General features: G+C 52.4%; 17 protein-coding genes. 6 read left to right on the top strand and 11 right to left on the bottom strand.

Annotated elements, in window-relative coordinates; genetic code table 11:
• Window positions 1-15: 15 nt before the first annotated feature.
• Both QYC28_RS03755 and QYC28_RS03760 read right to left on the bottom strand, forming a co-directional pair.
• Window positions 16-1,608 (bottom strand): ABC transporter ATP-binding protein, encoded by a 1,593-nt coding sequence (locus QYC28_RS03755; protein WP_302679866.1) that lies wholly within the window; start codon window positions 1,606-1,608, stop codon window positions 16-18.
• A 13-nt stretch (window positions 1,609-1,621) separates the two neighbouring features.
• Window positions 1,622-2,440, bottom strand: a complete 819-nt coding sequence (locus tag QYC28_RS03760; protein WP_149818320.1) for a photosystem II manganese-stabilizing polypeptide — start codon at window positions 2,438-2,440, stop codon at window positions 1,622-1,624.
• Window positions 2,441-2,695: 255 nt separating this feature from the next.
• Here QYC28_RS03760 and QYC28_RS03765 point away from each other — a divergent pair, with 255 nt between their 5' ends.
• The 3 genes from QYC28_RS03765 (at window position 2,696) to QYC28_RS03775 (ending at window position 5,214) form a co-directional block, all read left to right on the top strand.
• Window positions 2,696-3,214, top strand: coding sequence for a hypothetical protein (locus QYC28_RS03765; protein WP_149818322.1), 519 nt, complete (start codon window positions 2,696-2,698; stop codon window positions 3,212-3,214).
• Between the two features lie 166 nt (window positions 3,215-3,380).
• A complete protein-coding gene (locus QYC28_RS03770) occupies window positions 3,381-4,928 on the top strand; it encodes a serine/threonine-protein kinase (protein ID WP_286626657.1) in 1,548 nt (515 codons plus the stop codon).
• Window positions 4,929-5,043: 115 nt separating this feature from the next.
• The gene (locus QYC28_RS03775) at window positions 5,044-5,214 is read left to right on the top strand and encodes a chlorophyll a/b-binding protein (protein WP_011056299.1); all 171 of its coding nucleotides are present in this window, start codon (window positions 5,044-5,046) and stop codon (window positions 5,212-5,214) included.
• 257 nt (window positions 5,215-5,471) lie between these two features.
• Here QYC28_RS03775 and ndhM read toward each other — a convergent pair whose 3' ends face one another.
• The 4 genes from ndhM to QYC28_RS03795 all read right to left on the bottom strand — a co-directional run bounded on the left by ndhM (window position 5,472) and on the right by QYC28_RS03795 (window position 8,613).
• A complete protein-coding gene (gene ndhM, locus QYC28_RS03780) occupies window positions 5,472-5,807 on the bottom strand; it encodes a photosynthetic/respiratory NAD(P)H-quinone oxidoreductase subunit M (RefSeq protein ID WP_206199685.1) in 336 nt (111 codons plus the stop codon).
• 245 nt (window positions 5,808-6,052) lie between these two features.
• A complete protein-coding gene (locus QYC28_RS03785; protein WP_399363189.1) occupies window positions 6,053-6,391 on the bottom strand; it encodes a DNA-binding protein in 339 nt (112 codons plus the stop codon).
• A gap of 130 nt (window positions 6,392-6,521) precedes the next feature.
• Window positions 6,522-7,940 carry a CHASE3 domain-containing protein gene (locus QYC28_RS03790; protein WP_149818328.1) on the bottom strand — a complete coding sequence of 473 codons (1,419 nt, stop codon included), beginning with the start codon at window positions 7,938-7,940 and terminating at the stop codon, window positions 6,522-6,524.
• The gene (locus tag QYC28_RS03795; RefSeq protein WP_149818330.1) at window positions 7,930-8,613 is read right to left on the bottom strand and encodes a response regulator transcription factor; all 684 of its coding nucleotides are present in this window, start codon (window positions 8,611-8,613) and stop codon (window positions 7,930-7,932) included. Before QYC28_RS03795 ends, QYC28_RS03790 begins: the two co-directional genes overlap by 11 nt.
• 157 nt (window positions 8,614-8,770) lie before the next feature.
• Between QYC28_RS03795 and QYC28_RS03800 the strand changes: the two genes are divergently transcribed.
• Both QYC28_RS03800 and trmFO read left to right on the top strand, forming a co-directional pair.
• Window positions 8,771-10,174: a cation:proton antiporter gene (locus tag QYC28_RS03800; protein WP_149818332.1), complete on the top strand. Its 1,404-nt coding sequence runs from the start codon at window positions 8,771-8,773 to the stop codon at window positions 10,172-10,174.
• Between the two features lie 2 nt (window positions 10,175-10,176).
• Entirely contained in the window at window positions 10,177-11,550 is a 1,374-nt protein-coding gene (trmFO, locus tag QYC28_RS03805) for an FADH(2)-oxidizing methylenetetrahydrofolate--tRNA-(uracil(54)-C(5))-methyltransferase TrmFO (RefSeq protein WP_302679867.1), read from the top strand.
• On the opposite strand, the gene tsaE is transcribed toward trmFO, so the two are convergent.
• Genes tsaE through QYC28_RS03830 form a run of 5 tightly spaced genes read right to left on the bottom strand, consistent with a single transcriptional unit; the run spans window position 11,453 to window position 15,025 of the window.
• Entirely contained in the window at window positions 11,453-11,911 is a 459-nt protein-coding gene (gene tsaE / locus QYC28_RS03810) for a tRNA (adenosine(37)-N6)-threonylcarbamoyltransferase complex ATPase subunit type 1 TsaE (RefSeq protein WP_302679868.1), read from the bottom strand. The genes trmFO and tsaE overlap by 98 nt on opposite strands.
• On the bottom strand, window positions 11,912-12,604 hold the full coding sequence (gene bchM / locus QYC28_RS03815; RefSeq protein ID WP_149818338.1) for a magnesium protoporphyrin IX methyltransferase: 693 nt from the start codon (window positions 12,602-12,604) through the stop codon (window positions 11,912-11,914). It abuts the gene before it with no gap.
• Window positions 12,605-12,652: 48 nt separating this feature from the next.
• Entirely contained in the window at window positions 12,653-13,561 is a 909-nt protein-coding gene (locus QYC28_RS03820; RefSeq protein WP_149818340.1) for an ABC transporter permease, read from the bottom strand.
• On the bottom strand, window positions 13,530-14,252 hold the full coding sequence (gene ftsE / locus QYC28_RS03825; RefSeq protein WP_226972002.1) for a cell division ATP-binding protein FtsE: 723 nt from the start codon (window positions 14,250-14,252) through the stop codon (window positions 13,530-13,532). Before ftsE ends, QYC28_RS03820 begins: the two co-directional genes overlap by 32 nt.
• On the bottom strand, window positions 14,249-15,025 hold the full coding sequence (locus QYC28_RS03830) for a WecB/TagA/CpsF family glycosyltransferase (protein WP_190278205.1): 777 nt from the start codon (window positions 15,023-15,025) through the stop codon (window positions 14,249-14,251). Before QYC28_RS03830 ends, ftsE begins: the two co-directional genes overlap by 4 nt.
• Window positions 15,026-15,294: 269 nt before the next feature.
• Here QYC28_RS03830 and psbD point away from each other — a divergent pair, with 269 nt between their 5' ends.
• On the top strand, window positions 15,295-16,353 hold the full coding sequence (psbD, locus tag QYC28_RS03835) for a photosystem II D2 protein (photosystem q(a) protein) (protein ID WP_149818344.1): 1,059 nt from the start codon (window positions 15,295-15,297) through the stop codon (window positions 16,351-16,353).
• The last annotated feature ends 39 nt before the right edge of the window (window positions 16,354-16,392 follow it).

A 16,392-nucleotide genomic window follows, 5' to 3' on the forward strand; every position in this document is an offset into this window, starting at 1 on the left:
AATGGTTAAGATACGCTACAGAGCAGCGGCCAGCAATTTTTGCGTGTAGGGATGCTGCGGCTGGGCAAACAATTGGGCAGTGGGAGCCAGTTCAACGATCTTACCAGCGTACATGACGGCAATGCGATCGCAAAAATAGCGGGCGATCGCCAGATCGTGGGTGATAAAGAGATAAGTGAGTTGGAATTGTTCCTTTAACTGTTGCATCAGCGCCAGCACCTGGCGTTGGATATGGGCATCGAGCATACTCACTGGTTCATCACAGACCACCAGTTGGGGATGGGTAATCAGGGCACGGGCGATCGCCACCCGTTGGCGTTGTCCCCCCGACAGAGCATGGGGATAGCGATGAACATAGGCTTCAGGGGGGGTCAATTCCACCTGTGCCAGCATCTCGCGCACGCGGTCTTGGGCAGCCTCTTTGGCCATCAGCCGATGAATTAGCAGTGGCTCCAGCAAGTTTTGCTCCACGGTCATTTTGGGATTGAGGCAGGCATGGGGGTCTTGGAAAATCATTTGCAGATCGCGGCGGACTGGGCGCAGTTGTGCCGCTGGTAATTGAGTTAAATTGCGCCCCAAAAAGACCACTTCACCGGCGTTGGCGGGAATCAGTTGCAGAATCAAGCGCGAGAGCGTACTTTTACCACAGCCGGATTCGCCCACAAGGCCAAGGGTTTCTCCACGGCGCAACGTCAGATCGACGCCATCAACCGCTCGAATCGTGGTTTGCGGTTGTAGCCATCCCCCCAAGCGGTAGTGCCGCTGTAAATTGTGAACCTGCAGCAGTTCTGGGGCAGTGTCCAAGGGTGGGGTTTCTTTAGGGGTGAGTTGGGTGGCCGCAAGTAGGGACTGGGTATAGGGGTGTTGGGGCTGTTGCAGCACTTGACGAGCCGCTCCCAGTTCAACAATCTTGCCTTGGTGCATGACCGCAAGGCGATCGCAATACTTGGCCATCAATGCCAAATCGTGGGAAATCAGCAGCAGTCCCCGCTGCTCCGCTTGGCACAGGCGCGTGAGTTCATCGAGAATTTCCGCCGCGACAGTCACATCTAGCGCCGTTGTCGGTTCATCAGCAATGATCAGGGGTGGGTTCAAGAGCAACGCAAGGGCGATCGCCACCCGTTGACGCATCCCGCCACTCAACTCATGGGGATGCTGATGCAGGCGATTGGCCGAAATTTTCACCCGATCCAACACCTCAACAATGCGCTGCCGCCGTTGGGAGCGACTCCAAGCAGAGCAATGACTCCGCAATAGCTCATCGCAGTGGTCATAGACGCTCATGAGGGGATTGAGGCGCGTCATCGGATCCTGAAAGACCAAACCAATTTGCTCGCCCCGCAGTCGCCGCAATTGGGAAGTGGTCAGCCCCAAAAGGGATTGCCCCTGAAGGGCGATCGCCCCAGCAACCTGTGACCCAGTCGGCAATAATTGCAAAATGGCCTTACCAATCGTGGATTTGCCACAACCTGACTCCCCCACTAAGCCAAACCGCTCCCCAGCGGCCACACAAAAAGAAACACCATCTACCACGCATGTTGCAGCAGATGATGTCTCCGTTGTAGGGTAGGCGACCCGCAGTTCCCTGAGTTCTAAAAGAGTCGCCATGGGCTGGTCGACCCTAGGCAGGTTCGATGCGGGCGTAAAAGACCCCTTGAATTTTCACTTCGTGAGGTTCGTGGGCACCCATATCATCATCGGAGAGTTGCTCACTTTCAAAGGTGCCAGCAATTTCACCCGTGCGGCCATCCACTTTCGCCACATTCAGAGAAATTTCACCCTTGGTCAGGGAGAAGCGTTTGACGTTGGCGCGAGCCAGCTCTTCTTCTTTACCTTGGGGAATGGCGATCGCCGAATCATAACCAGAGGCCAAGCCCCGTCCTTTGGGATCGAGGAAGTTGGCGGTGCGGTAGGAAGGAACGGTGAATTCCCCTTTGAAATCCGTTGAAGTGGTGATGCTGCTAATGTTGGGCTGAGTGCTCGCCACCAAGTTTTTCACCGTAAACAGCAGTGGGATACGCTCGCCACCGGGCATTTGCACGGTCACTGGTTGGAAATCAATCCCATCCTCTTCTATGAACGTGAGGCTGCCATCGCTGTTGACCTTGAGTTCCCCTTGAATTTGATCCAAGCTTGTGGTTTCGCGGGTCACCAGTTTTGTGGGAACAAATTCGGCCTCTTGGCGTTTGTTCTTAGGCTCTTCCTTGACCAAAAATGTCGTCGGCTGCAAGCACAGTTGGGCAATGCGATAGGTTTGGGAGCTATCAATGGGGTAGGCACCGCGTGCCGTATCATCAAGCGTGGGGCACTTGTTGGCCAGACCAGTGCCGACAATATCGTCATAGGTTAAAGTCTGTTTTGCGGCAAAGGCGGGGGCGCTCAAGGAAAAAATCCCTAAACATACCGCCAGCAGCGTCGCCATTAAAATGCGATATTTCATGGTTAACCTCAGAAGTCAAAGCATCTCAAAGCAGTCAGAGTGTGGGAGATACCCCTGCGTAAGAGTCCAGTGAAGGCAGCCATGCAACTACCTTATCAATCCATGATTATACGGAGCTTTGCGATCGCCTCAGAAAGGAAATTTTCCCAGATGTTTTAATTTCAAAAAGTAAAAATGAATTGGCTCCCCCTCTCCTGCTGGTGCGGCCCAGCGAACTGGCTACACTAAGAGAGAAGCAGAATTGGGAGTGGATACATGGATGACAGCGAGTTGTTTGCTGTTTTTGTTGCCGATGTTGTCAATGGGGCTGAGAGCCTTGCATCGAATCCCAACTATCGCATTGAATCCGTCTTAGGGACTTGGCAACTGGTGGACAACAAAGCGGGCGTCATTGCCACAGGCAAAAGTGAAAATGGTCAACCGCAGATCATGGTCAAGCGCTACTGCGATGCGTGGGAATCTTTGCGACAAGCATTGACCCATGGTTCATTTTTCCCTGATCTTGCTCAAAATAAGGCACAACTGGTGCCCTTTACCCGTGCCGCCATTCCCGAAGGCTATCAACTCTATGATTGTGCTGCCAGTGAGATGTGGCGCAGTTGGCGACGGGGCGCCGTTGATCATGTGCACATCTATACCGCGAATCAGTGGCGATCGGTGGGGGAGATTTCCTGTAGTGGCGGTGTGGTCTTTATCCCTGTTCCGGATCTGGAGAAAGAGATTCAGATTACCAGTTCTTCACTGATGTCTTGGTTAGGCGTTCCCAATGCTTAGAACCCTAAAAAGGCTTAAGAAACTACGGATTGGGGGGAGCGATCGCCCCAATGGATCAAACAGAACCTAAAGACTCTAGAGATAATAGACGTATAACCATAGCGACCTAGCAACACAATACTTGCCTGTTTGCGACCTCGTCAGCCGATTTCCCCTTGAGGCAACTATGTCAGAACCGCACCGCGATACCAACATTGGCCAAATTCTGATGAATCGGTACCAGCTGACGGAGCTGATTGGCAAAGGCTCAATGGGGCGGGTGTATCGAGCAGAGGACATTCTCCTTGGTGGTGTTCCCGTTGCCGTTAAATTCCTGTCGCAAACCCTGCTCAACGATCGCATGAAAACCCGCTTTGCCCAAGAAGCGCGCGCGGGTGCTCTCCTCGGTCAGAAAAGTATGCACGTGGTGCGGGTGCTCGACTACGGCATGAACAACGAGGAAATTCCCTTCTACGTCATGGAATTTTTGGAAGGCGAAAACCTCAGTGATTTGCTCCTAGAAGAACCCCTGCCCTTAAGCCGATTTCTGCGAATTGCACGCCATATGTGCCTTGGTCTGCAGGTAGCCCATGAGGGAATTATCATCGAAGGCCAAAAATGCCCCATTATTCACCGTGACATCAAACCTAGCAACGTCCTTGTGATTCAGGATGGCACGATGGGGGAACTTGCGAAGCTATTGGATTTTGGGATTGCCAAATTTTTGGGGGATGTCTCTGAAAAAAGGCAAACCTCGTCGTTTATGGGCACTTTGGCCTACTGTTCCCCAGAGCAAATTGAAGGGCGAGAGTTGGATCACCGCTCGGATATCTACAGTCTTGGCATCACCATGTATGAGCTACTCACCGGCAAGATGCCCATTCAGGCGGACACCCACTCCATTGGCAGTTGGTTTAAGGCACACCACTTCCAAAAGCCAGTGCCCTTCAATGTGGCCAGTCCAGGGTTGTATCTTCCTCCTGTCCTTGAGGAACTGATCATGGCCTGCATGGCCAAGTCCCCCAGCGATCGCCCCCAAAACGTCGGTGAAATTATCAACGTCTTAACAGCCCTTGAGGAACAGTTTGGGAGTAGTCGAGTCACCCAGCCGGGGGTAGAGGTTGCTGCAAAAGTCTCTCAACCCTCAGAACGCCAGTCTCAACCGCCTGTTGCCCTTGCAACGGTTGAAGAAGTCTGCTGGCAAAGTGTTTGGCCTGCCGATAAACCCGTCGCGGAAATTGTCTTTCCGATGCCTTTGTATGCACAGCGGGAATCAGCCGCCTCGCTGTGGGTGATGCTGCCTCGCCCAGAAATTGATCGGCGCATGCTCAATATTCGCTACAACCAGTTTCTCTTTACCACCAGTCCCCACCCGATGATCCTCTGGATTACTGCTATCTACGATCCCAAACAAGGTCCCCGCTGGTTGCCCTGTTATTTGGATATGAAACTGCCACGCAACCAAGAACTCTGCGTTTTGCTCTCGGAGACCGGCTACTATCCGCTGCTCTTTTTCTCCCTTGAGGATCCGCAACACTGCATCAATGTCCGCATGTTTACGATCGCTACCTTCCAGCGGCAACTGCTACGGGATTGGCTGCAAACCAGTAAAAGCTTGCCCAGTTCTGCCCCAGCGATTGTGAGCCGTAATCTCCTCAAAGCAGAGTTTGAAAACTACAAGCCGCAAATCCTCGCCAAGCTGGAGAACGTGAAGATGGCCACAGTCATTGATTAGGGATACCGCGATCGCCCTCTAGGACAGCAATAGAGAAAAATATATTAAGAGATGTTGCGGAATTAGTAAAGAATTGTTACAGTGAGGGTACAGGGTTCGATCAGGAGTCAAAACCATGGAAGATACCAAAACCATCAAAGCTGAAGATCGCAACGCATGGGTCTTTGGATTCACCCCCCAAGCTGAAATTTGGAACGGTCGCCTCGCCATGATTGGCTTTGTGGCGGCGCTACTCACAGAACTGATCACCAAACAAGGCGTGCTTCACTTCTGGGGTCTCCTCTAGACCTTAACTCTCTCCCAATTTTCAGCGGTCAAAGTGTCATTTTGAGGTCAGTAATGGCCTCTTTTTTTTTGGCCAATTCAGCGGTACTACAAGGCAAACACAGCGCCTTTCACAAAGAGAGCACACCTTCAAAACCGTGAAAGCGACTAGCAGAGAGGATTGTACTCCCTCTATGCATCCCAATATGTCAGGACTGTAGCGGGAAATTTCGCTGTCAAAGTACCTGTTAAATAATTCGCGATTAAGGATGAATAAATCTAGGAGTGATTCACACGAGGAATCCCCAGACTGTAGTTACGCACACGACTATTGAGGTTGTAACCAATTTCACCTTGCATCAGTAACGAGCGAATAAAGTGCTCCAAGTCCGAGCCAATCCGCCGCAAATTGTATTCCGTCAAGTCCTCGCCAGCGGCATTTGCCACCAACTCCTGAAATTTGGCTTCCACCTTCGCTAGGGCGGCGTCGTTCCACTCCAACTCGTTATCGGGATCCACATTCAGCGTCAGCGTTTCTGTATCAGGATGAACTTCACCATCAACCACATGGCCGGCATAGATGTGAACGTGACGTGTTGTGGACTTCAGTAGCATGGCTGACCCAATGACGAGTGGACAGTAGTTCGTAAACGCTTCTACTATACCAAGAATCCTTTCGCGGAAAGTTTCGAAAAACTCATGCCTTAACCCAAGAATCCGTAATAGAACTAGGCTGGATTCTAGGCTGATTTTGGCTAGCGATCGCTGAAAATAAAAGGGGCAATCGCCCCCTCTATCCATCGAAATTTTTAGCTACCTCACAAAATTTTCCAGCGGCCTATGTGGTAAAGTGGTTTATCCTAACGTGCTTGTCGTTGCTCCCAGCGTCGCCGGCCACCCGCCCAAGGGGGAGGCCCACCATGGGGACGAATGTTAATCACCTCTCCATTGGCGCGGGTAATACGAAAGGCGTCAAAATCATAATCATCATATTTCCCCACCACCGTGACCGTTTCGCCGGGCTGGAGATTGATTTGGTGAAACCAACGCGGCCCCGCATCCACAATCACTTGGCCAGTGCCATCCTCGAGAATGAAATGATTGCCAACAACACTGCGTACAGTGCCGCGAATGGTAATGCCATAGACATTGCCTAAATTACGAATCGGGGTTACCGACTGGGCAACGCTTTGAGCCATCGGCGGCATAAAAACGCCCGTAGTACCAACAAAAAGAGACATACTCAGGATCCACAAATACTTCCTAACCACCTTCTGTGTCCTCAATGCTTCAATCCCTAGGTTAGGGAAAAAAAATGACAGAACTATGTCAACGTCCGCTTGGGAGTAAGGTAATGGTCACCGTTGTTCCCTTCCCCACGCGACTGTGAATTTGCAGCTGTCCTTGATGAGCATCAACAATTTGTTTGACGATTGCCAGCCCTAAACCAAAACCCTTTGGTTGTTCCTGGCCTTGAGCAATGCGATAAAAGCGTTCACACACATGGGGAAGGGCGCCCTCAGGAATACCAATACCTGTATCGGCTACAGCAACTTGAACACCGCGATCCGTTGGCTGTAGTCCTAGTACCACCTTGCCACCCCTAGGGGTATAGGCACAGGCATTTCTCAAAAGGTTTGCAATTGCTTGCTTGAGCAGCAAAAAGTCACCCTTTACCATGACGGGCAATTCAGGGAATTGAACCACAAATGTGATCCCTTGGTTATCCATGGGCTGCTGCCACTCTTCAGCTAATTCCTTGATCAGCGCATGGGCATTAAACGATTGGCAATTGGCCAATTGACCTTCATGGCGAGCCAAAAACAGCAGATCGCTGACTAAATTGGCCATTTGTTTTGCAATCTGGCAAATGTTGTTTAAATTTTGCTGCACAGTTGCAAATGATTCACTGTCATCTTGCAGCTCTTCTTCTAGGATCATTAGAGCCAGCTGACTATTACTTAAAATTGCTGATAAAGGTGCCCTTAGCTCATGGGAAGCATTGGCTGTAAATCGCTGAAGCTGATGACAAACAACAGATAGTTTTTCATTATTTTCCCTAAGGGAATTTTCGCGAAATTCTAGCTCCGCAACCAGCTGATAAAACAAGCGAACAGAGAGTAAGCTAGCAATACCACCAATCACGGCGGCAGCAATTATAATTGACCATGCCAATTCTCGATACTCAATTTGGTGCTGCCGGCGATCGCCCAACAGCACCTCCTCATTTTTATAAAATTCGTAAATGCTTTGCCGTGCTCTTTCCATTAAAATTCGACTTTTATTCCAATCAATATTCTGCTCTTGGTTGGACTTACTGAATACATGAGTCGTAGATGCAAAATTTTCTGAATATACGTAACGATCAAAAATCTGAATGTTTTGATGAAGGGTTTCCTCGATGGAGTCTAAAGCTTTAAGTTGCTCAGGATTATCCTGTACCAGCCCTCTAATTTTTTCCAATGATGGAACAATGCGAGATTTTGCTGTGATGTAAGGTTGCAGAAAGCTGTGACTGCGTGTCAGGCTATAGCCACGCACACCTGTTTCCAAGTCCAGCAGTAAGTTAAGTAGTTTTTGCGTTTCTAGTCGTACTTTTTGCGTATGCAACACCCATTCATCATCTTCAATTAGGTTTAGCTTCAACCATATAAATGACGCGACAATAATGAACAGACAGATAATCGGCATGGCAATAATTAAGCCAGCACGATAGCGAATTGATCCAACTACTTTCCTAAGAAACATTTTGCTGGGGATTCAAGGAATAACCACTACCGTAGTGGGTTTTGAGCCAATGCTCTACCCCCAGTTGTTTCAATTGCTCCCGCAGCCGTTTCACTCGCACGGCAACCGCGTTACTCTCAGGGGATTTATCCCATTCCCAGAGTTGACTTTCAATTTGCTGGCAGCTGAGAACTTGGCGTGGATGGCGCATCAGGTAGCTGAGCAACTGAAAATCTCGACTTTTAAGCTGAATTTCCGCACCTTGATAGCTCAACTTCCGAGTCTCTAGGTGGAGAGTTAATCCCTCAAGGGTTAGTTCATCCCCCTGCCAGAGGGGCGATCGCCGCCGCAGGGCGCGGATGCGTGCCAATAATTCCAATAGATCCACGGGCTTAATGAGATAATCATCGGCACCCACATCTAAGCCAGTGACTTTATCCGCCGTCGTGTCCTTTGCGGTAAGAAAGACAATTGGCGCGGTTTTTTGTTGCTGGCGGTAATAGCGACACAGCTGTGTGCCTTCACCATCGGGCAAAAGCCAATCTAAAATGAGCAATTCATAATCCACCTCATGGATTAACCAGTAGGCTGTTTTCAAATCGGGTGCAGTATCAACGGTGTAGCCCTGCCGCTGCAGTGCTAGGCAAATGGGCTGTCGCTGCTGGGGGTCATCTTCGACAAAGAGAATGCGCATGCTCGAGTGACCGCTGCTATAAAAAACGATGATAAACCTGCTGAAATCCAATTTGATTTAGACAGAAAGGAATAGGATTCGGTTCAGGCCAGAGGCAGGTTGAGCAAAAGGGGAAGGCATGCTTAACTGAGTTAAAGAGTTTTGAGCCTTTGCTCCTATGCCTTTGATAACGCTACTGTTTGAACCCTTTTTTGCCAATGCGGCAGCAGAATCAGTGAACTTGGCGGAAGCAGCACCTTTAATTTTGGCCGCTGTTTTACTGAGTCTGGTGGTGATTTACTTGGCAAGCAAAATGGGCGGTGAAATTTGTGCCCGCATTAACTTTCCACCGGTGTTGGGCGAGCTGGTGGGCGGTGTGGTGGTTGGTATTTCGGTTTTGCACCTGTTGGTCTTTTCCGAAGGGGGAACCACTGAGCCCTCTGTGCTGACGACGTTTATTCAGCAGACCACCGGTATGGATGACCCGCTGGCTACGGTGGTTGCCAATACTGCCAGTGAGGTAATTGCCGTCCTCTCAGAAATTGGCGTTATGATTTTGCTGTTTGAGATTGGCTTGGAATCCGATTTAGAGGGTTTGCTGAGGGTGGGGCCGCAGGCAGCTATCGTTGCTGTGGGCGGGGTGGTGGTTCCCTTTACAGCGGGAACCCTTGGCCTCGTGACGCTGTTTCATGTGGACTTGGTGCCGGCCATCTTTGCCGGTGCGGCTCTGACGGCAACCAGTATTGGCATCACAGCCAAAGTCCTTGCCGAAATTCAACGTCTTACTTCCCCGGAAGGTCAAATCATCATTGGGGCAGCCGTTCTCGATGATATTCTCGGCATTATTGTGCTGGCAGTGGTGGCCAGTCTAGCCAAAACGGGCACGGTCGAGATTAGCAATGTGATCTACTTGATCATTAGCTCTGTGGTCTTTTTGGTGGGGTCTGTTGTCGTGGGGCGGCTGCTGAGTCCCTTCTTTTTGGGAATGGTCGATCGCCTGACAACGCGCGGTAACTTGCTGATTCCCTCTCTTATCTTTGCCTTTGTCCTTGGTTATGTGGCAGTGATCCTGCAATTGGAAGCGATTCTCGGTGCTTTTACCGCTGGCTTAGTCTTGGGAGAAACGGAAAAACGACGTGAGCTAGAGGAGCAGATTTTGCCCATTGCCGATATGCTAGTGCCAGTTTTCTTTGTCTGTGTTGGCGCGCGCACCGATATTAGCGTTCTCAATCCCCTAGAACCGGCCAATCGTGCGGGTCTGATCATTGCCTCCTTCCTTGTCGTTGTGGCCATTGTTGGTAAGGTAGTTACAGGGGCAACGGTCTTTGGTCAGCCGGGAATTAACCGTTGGGCCATTGGCATTGGTATGGTGCCTCGCGGTGAAGTGGGTTTGATTTTTGCGGCTGTGGGGTCGGCCAGCGGTGTGCTCTCGAAGGCTCTAGATGCCGGTATTATCGTCATGGTGATTGTGACCACCTTTGTTGCGCCACCCCTGTTGCGCTTGGTCTTTAAGCCAGAGGTAGAGGAGTCAGAGGCGTTACCCAGCTCAGAAGTTGCAGTGGAGTCTCCCCCAGAAGGATAGCAATGGAACCGATTACGGTCGTTGGTGGTGGTCTAGCGGGTACAGAAGCAACTTGGCAAATTGTTCGAGCGGGTGTGCCGGTGGTGCTGTATGAAATGCGCCCCCATGTGCCTAGTCCAGCTCACCATACGGCGGAGTTGGCAGAGTTGGTGTGCAGTAATTCCTTTGGTGCCAAGGCGAGCGATCGCGCCACGGGGTTATTGCACCATGAACTGCGTGCCCTCGGGTCGTTGATTATTGCCACTGCCGATCGCCATCAAGTGCCCGCCGGCGGTGCTCTAGCGGTGGATCGCGCCCAGTTTAGCCGTGAGTTGACTGAAACCCTCGAACGCCATCCCCTTGTGACATTGCGGCGCGAAGAACTCCCCCATTTGCCAGAGACCGGGATTGTCGTACTAGCCACCGGGCCGCTTACCAGTGAGGCGCTGAGTGCGGATTTGCAACGTTTTACAGGCCTAGACTACCTGAGCTTTTTTGATGCTGCCAGCCCAATTGTGGCTGGGGAGTCCATTAACCGTGAGGTGGCCTTTTTGGCCTCCCGCTACGACCGCGGGGAAGCGGCCTATCTCAACTGTCCCTTCACTGCTGAAGAATATCAGCGCTTTTGGCAAGCTCTCTGTGAAGCTGAACAGGCCCCCTTGAAGGACTTTGAGCGTGAGAATGCTCAATTTTTTGAGGCTTGCTTACCCGTAGAGGAGTTGGCGCGGCGGGGGGTGGATACCCTGCGCTTTGGACCTTTGAAACCCGTGGGCTTGCGAGATCCGCGTACGGGAGAGCGTCCCTATGCGGTGGCACAACTGCGCCAAGAGGATCGCCACGGCCAACTGTGGAACTTGGTGGGCTTTCAAACGAATCTACGCTGGGGGGAGCAACAGCGGGTGTTTCGGATGATCCCCGGTTTAGAGCAGGCGGAGTTTGTGCGCATGGGGGTGATGCACCGCAATACCTTCTTAAATGCGCCGAAGTTGTTGAGTGCCAGTCTCCAGTTTCGCGATCGCCCCACCCTCTTGGCGGCGGGTCAAATTACGGGTACCGAAGGGTATACAGCAGCGGCGGCGGGGGGGTGGTTAGCCGGCACGAATGCGGCTCGCTTGGCACAAGGACTCGCCCCCTTGGTATTACCCCCAACCACGATGGCTGGTGCCCTCTTCCACTACATCAGTACGGCGGAGAGCAAAACCTTCCAGCCCATGCCCCCCAACTTTGGTATTCTGCCACCCCTAGAGCAAAATGTTCGGCAAAAGGCCTTGCGCTATGCCGCCTATCGCGATCGCGCCCTCAAAGATTTAAGCACTTGGGCAACAGCGATGTCGCTGCCCCTACAGCCTCTAAGGTTAGATGGGTGCGATCCTGCTGTCGTTGAAACTGGAGCCTAAGATAATTCGGGGGCAATGTTGGCAGGCGATCGGGCCACTCTATGGCAACAATTCCCAGATCAATTTCTTCCCCAAGCCAATAGCGTTCCGGTGCCAACTCCGCCACTTCAGCGGGGGTAAGGCGATAGAGATCAAAGTGATAGAGGGGCACACGCCCTTCGGGGTATTCCTGAATCAGCGTGAAAGTGGGGCTTTGGATGACATCCGCAATGCCCAATCCCTCCCCCAAGGCTTGCACAAACGTGGTTTTCCCTGCCCCTAGATCCCCCGCTAACAAGAGCACTGTCCCCGGCGGCAGCCATGTCCCCCACTGGCGCCCCAAGGCTTGCAGATCCGCCAAGCTGAGGTTGAGGTTCGTCATCTAGGCGCGCACTGCTTCTAGGAGTCGCGAAAAGTAAAAGCGGGTTTTGATCATGGCATTGCGTTCAATCCGCCAACCCAAGTCTCGCAAAATCCCCACAATAAATTCCTCACTGTGGAGATAGGCACGGGTGGCCTTGCTGGAGCCGGGGAAGAATTCACCAATTTTTTTCAGCAGCGTATATTTTGGTGTTTTGGGGGCAAAGCTGAGGATCAGTCGCTCCATCGCCAAGGAACTCAAGTGGGCTAGCATCCCTGCCATTTGGCTGTCGGGATAGTGGATGAGGACATCGAGGCAGATGACGGTATGGTATTGTCCCCGCAGGGCTTCAAGATCACTGACACTGAGGATGAGTTCATGGTGGCCATTCAATTGAGCAGCGGCGCGATCGCGGGCTTCGGCCACCATCTTCTCGGAAATATCACTGGCATAGACCCGTGCCCCCAATTCCGCTAGGGGAATGCTCAGACTACCAACACCACAGCCCGCATCACAAATGAGTTTACCCTTGAGGGAGCCATCAGCCTTGAGCCATGCCAGCACCGTATCAATGGTCTGTTGGTGTCCCATGCGGATATCCGCTTGCACCTTGCTGACCTGATCCGTGCCATAGATGCGCCGCCAGCGATCGAAGCCGGTCGTGTTGAAATAATTTTGAACAATTGCTTTCTCGTCAGCCGTAAATTGTGTCATAGCCCTTAGAATCAATCGTCATTGCCCCATTTATTGTGGCATAGCCGCCTACCGCTGAGAGGTGGTTGGCAGGGCTAATCGGGTACTCACCAGTCCCAAAATCACGCCGCTGAGAACCAAGAACACCCCCAAAGCGGGTGACCAGACAACAGAGGCATGGCTAGAAAGAGCGCGAAAGCTGGCCTGTTGGGCTAACCACTGCTGCAGCTGTTGACTGCTACCCCAGCCAACCATCCACGCCAGTAAACCGCCGCCGCCCCCTAGACTAGCAGCTTGAATAAATAGGGGGGTATAAATCCAAGTTTGGGTGGCGCCCACTAGAGTCATGATCTCAATTTCAGGTTGGCGCACAAGGATAATCAACCGTAAAATGGCGCTCACTAAGGCAACTACCGTTAAACTCAGGAGCAGCACCAAAATGAACGTGATTCCCCGCACTACTCGCTGCACACTTTGCAGACCTACTAGGGCGCGCTCAAGATACTGCACCGACTCAATGCCTTCCTTTTGGGCAATTTGGCTGGCTAGGGGGGCTACCTGATCGAGGCTTTGGGCGCGGATCTTGATTTCATCGCTGAGGGGATTGGTGTCAAAGAGGTCTAAGCCACCCTGTTCACTTTTGAGGCCTAAATCAGCTTGCAATTCTGCCCAAGCGCGATCGCGATCCATCCAAGTGAAGTCGGCTACCCCCGGTAATGCCGCCAACTGCTCCTTAAGGCTGGCCACTTTGGCTGCGGGAAGTTCAGGCGACACATAGGCCGTAATTTCTAGGCGATTGCCCAAGGACTCAACACTAGCGCCAAGGAGGTGCGACACTTGCCAACCCCAACCAAAAATAAAGAGCGTCACGGCCACAGCAATGACGGCTGCGCTATTGAGCCAACCACCGCGCCAGAGACTGCGGCGCACTTCTGGAAGCAAAAAGTCAAGGGTGGGTAAGGGGCTCAAGTTTGCCATGGTGCAAATGGAGAATCCGATGGGGGACTAAGCGAGTCAAGGCTAAGTCATGGGTGGTAAAGAGAACCGTTAGCCCATGTTGATGAAGGCGATGGAGCAGGGCAAGAATTTGCTGGCTGGTTTGCGGATCCAGATTACCCGTGGGTTCATCCGCCAGCAATAGCTCAGGCCCACCAACGATCGCCCGAGCAATGCTCACCCGCTGCTGCTCTCCCCCCGATAGAGATTGGGGATTGGCATTGGCTTTGTGGCTCAGGCCCACCAGTTTGAGCGCCGTTTGTACCCGCTGCTGAATTTCTGCTTTGGGAATACCGCGCACCAGCAGCGCAAAGGCCACATTCTCTGCCACGGAGCGATCGCCCAGCAGCTTAAAGTCTTGAAAGATTACCCCCAAGCGCCGCCGCAACTGTGCCATCCGTCGATCCTGTTGGGGATTGACTTCCTCACCAAAGAGGCGAACTATGCCCTGATCTGGGCGAACTTGGCCACAGAGAAGTTTTAAGAGGGTGGATTTACCCGACCCCGAAGCACCCGTGAGAAAATAAAACTCTCCCCGTCGCAGTTGTAAATTGACGCGATGTAAGCAGGGCAAAGTGCCACCAAAGGACTTCGTGACTTGCCACAGTTCTGCAACGATTACCCCCTCAGAGGTGGGTTCGCAGGGGGGTACCACTGGGGTCACTGCTGTCATCGGGACGAGAAACGCTGTCGCCCATACAAACGACTTAGGAGCGCCTTCCATGCAAATTGGGGCAAAGCCAACATCCGCCGCCAGCGCCACGGTTCCTGATACAGACGGTAGAGCCATTCTAGATGGAGTTTTTGCATTAGCTTGGGTGCTCGCTTTTTAACCCCTGCCCACACATCAAAACTACCGCCCACGCCAACCCAAATCGCCTCTGGGCAAATGTGACGATGGCGATCGATCCAGTATTCCTGCCGAGGCACCCCCAAAGCCACAAAAATAATGTGGGGTTGTGTCTCCTTCAGCGTTTCAATGAGAGCAACCTCTGTATCGGCATCGTGGTAGCCTGACTGCACACCAACAATGTTCAGGTTGGGCAACTCTCGATGCCAGCGCTCAGCCACTTTTTCTGCCACCCCCGGCGCTGCCCCATAGAAGAAGACCCGCTTGGGCTGGGGAGCTTCATTGGCAAGTCGCAGGAGGGCTTCGGCAAATTCAATCCCCGGCAGACGGCGCACCGAGAGGCCATGCAACTTGAGGTAGAGAATGACCCCCGATCCATCGGGAATCACCAAATCAGCACGGTGTAAAACATCGGCAAACTCTGGTGTGCGCTCCGCTAGGATCACCATCTCTGAATTGAGCGTGATTACGTGCTGACCATGGCCATCCCGCTGCTGCATCAAGAGCCACTCTGGGGCATTATCCACCAAGTGCAGTGGAAAGCCAAGAACAGAGACCTTTACGGGAATGGCGGGAATTAGAACTGAGCGACCCATAGGGCAAAATTCAGCGCAAGAAACACCGAGTATCTTACAGCCCTTTTCACAGTAATTGCACCCTCCCGGCAAAAACAGCTTTTAACAGGGATGTTGAAGCAAGGGCCATAATAGCTACCGCCCTATCTTGGGATCTATGCGTTGTTGAAATCCACAAAACGCCTTTGCTAGATTAGAGTCGTTATTAAGATTCGTAAACTTGGCTCTTATCGTCCCATTGAGCTACCTCACGAATCTGCCTTTATCACTTCCTTTTGGAGTTGAGTTTTATGACGATCGCAATTGGACGAGCGCCAGCAGAACGGGGATGGTTTGACATCCTCGACGACTGGCTCAAGCGTGACAGATTTGTCTTTGTCGGCTGGTCAGGCATCCTGCTGTTTCCCTGCGCCTACCTTGCCCTCGGGGGCTGGCTGACCGGTACCACCTTTGTGACCTCTTGGTACACCCACGGCCTCGCCTCCAGCTACCTCGAAGGCTGCAACTTCCTCACCGTTGCCGTTTCCACCCCCGCCAACAGCATGGGGCACTCCCTTCTTCTCCTTTGGGGTCCCGAAGCCCAAGGGGACTTCACCCGCTGGTGCCAACTCGGTGGTCTGTGGACCTTTATCGCCCTCCACGGCGCCTTTGGCCTCATTGGCTTCATGCTGCGGCAATTTGAAATTGCTCGCTTGGTGGGCATCCGTCCCTACAACGCCATTGCCTTCAGTGCCCCCATTGCCGTCTTTGTCAGCGTCTTTTTGATCTACCCCTTGGGGCAATCCAGTTGGTTCTTTGCCCCCAGCTTTGGGGTGGCTGCCATCTTCCGCTTCCTGCTGTTCTTCCAAGGGTTCCACAACTGGACTTTGAACCCCTTCCACATGATGGGGGTGGCCGGTGTGCTCGGCGGTGCCCTGTTGTGTGCCATCCACGGTGCCACAGTGGAGAACACCCTCTTCCAAGATGGCGAAGGCGCCAGCACTTTCCGTGCCTTTAGCCCCACCCAATCGGAAGAGACCTACTCGATGGTGACGGCGAACCGGTTCTGGAGCCAAATTTTTGGGATTGCCTTCTCGAACAAGCGCTGGTTGCACTTTTTCATGTTGTTTGTGCCCGTAACGGGGCTGTGGATGAGTGCGATTGGCGTGGTGGGTCTGGCGTTGAACCTGCGGTCTTACGACTTTATTTCCCAGGAGATTCGGGCAGCGGAAGACCCTGAGTTTGAGACGTTCTACACGAAGAACCTGCTCTTGAACGAGGGCATCCGCGCTTGGATGGCGCCCCAAGACCAACCCCATGAAAACTTTGTCTTCCCAGAAGAGGTACTTCCCCGTGGTAACGCTCTGTAGAGCCTAATCGTATCCTCGTCTGAGTGTCCCTCTCCAATT

Source organism: Thermosynechococcus sp. HY596, from assembly GCF_030518715.1.
Taxonomy (GTDB): Bacteria; Cyanobacteriota; Cyanobacteriia; order Thermosynechococcales; family Thermosynechococcaceae; genus Thermosynechococcus.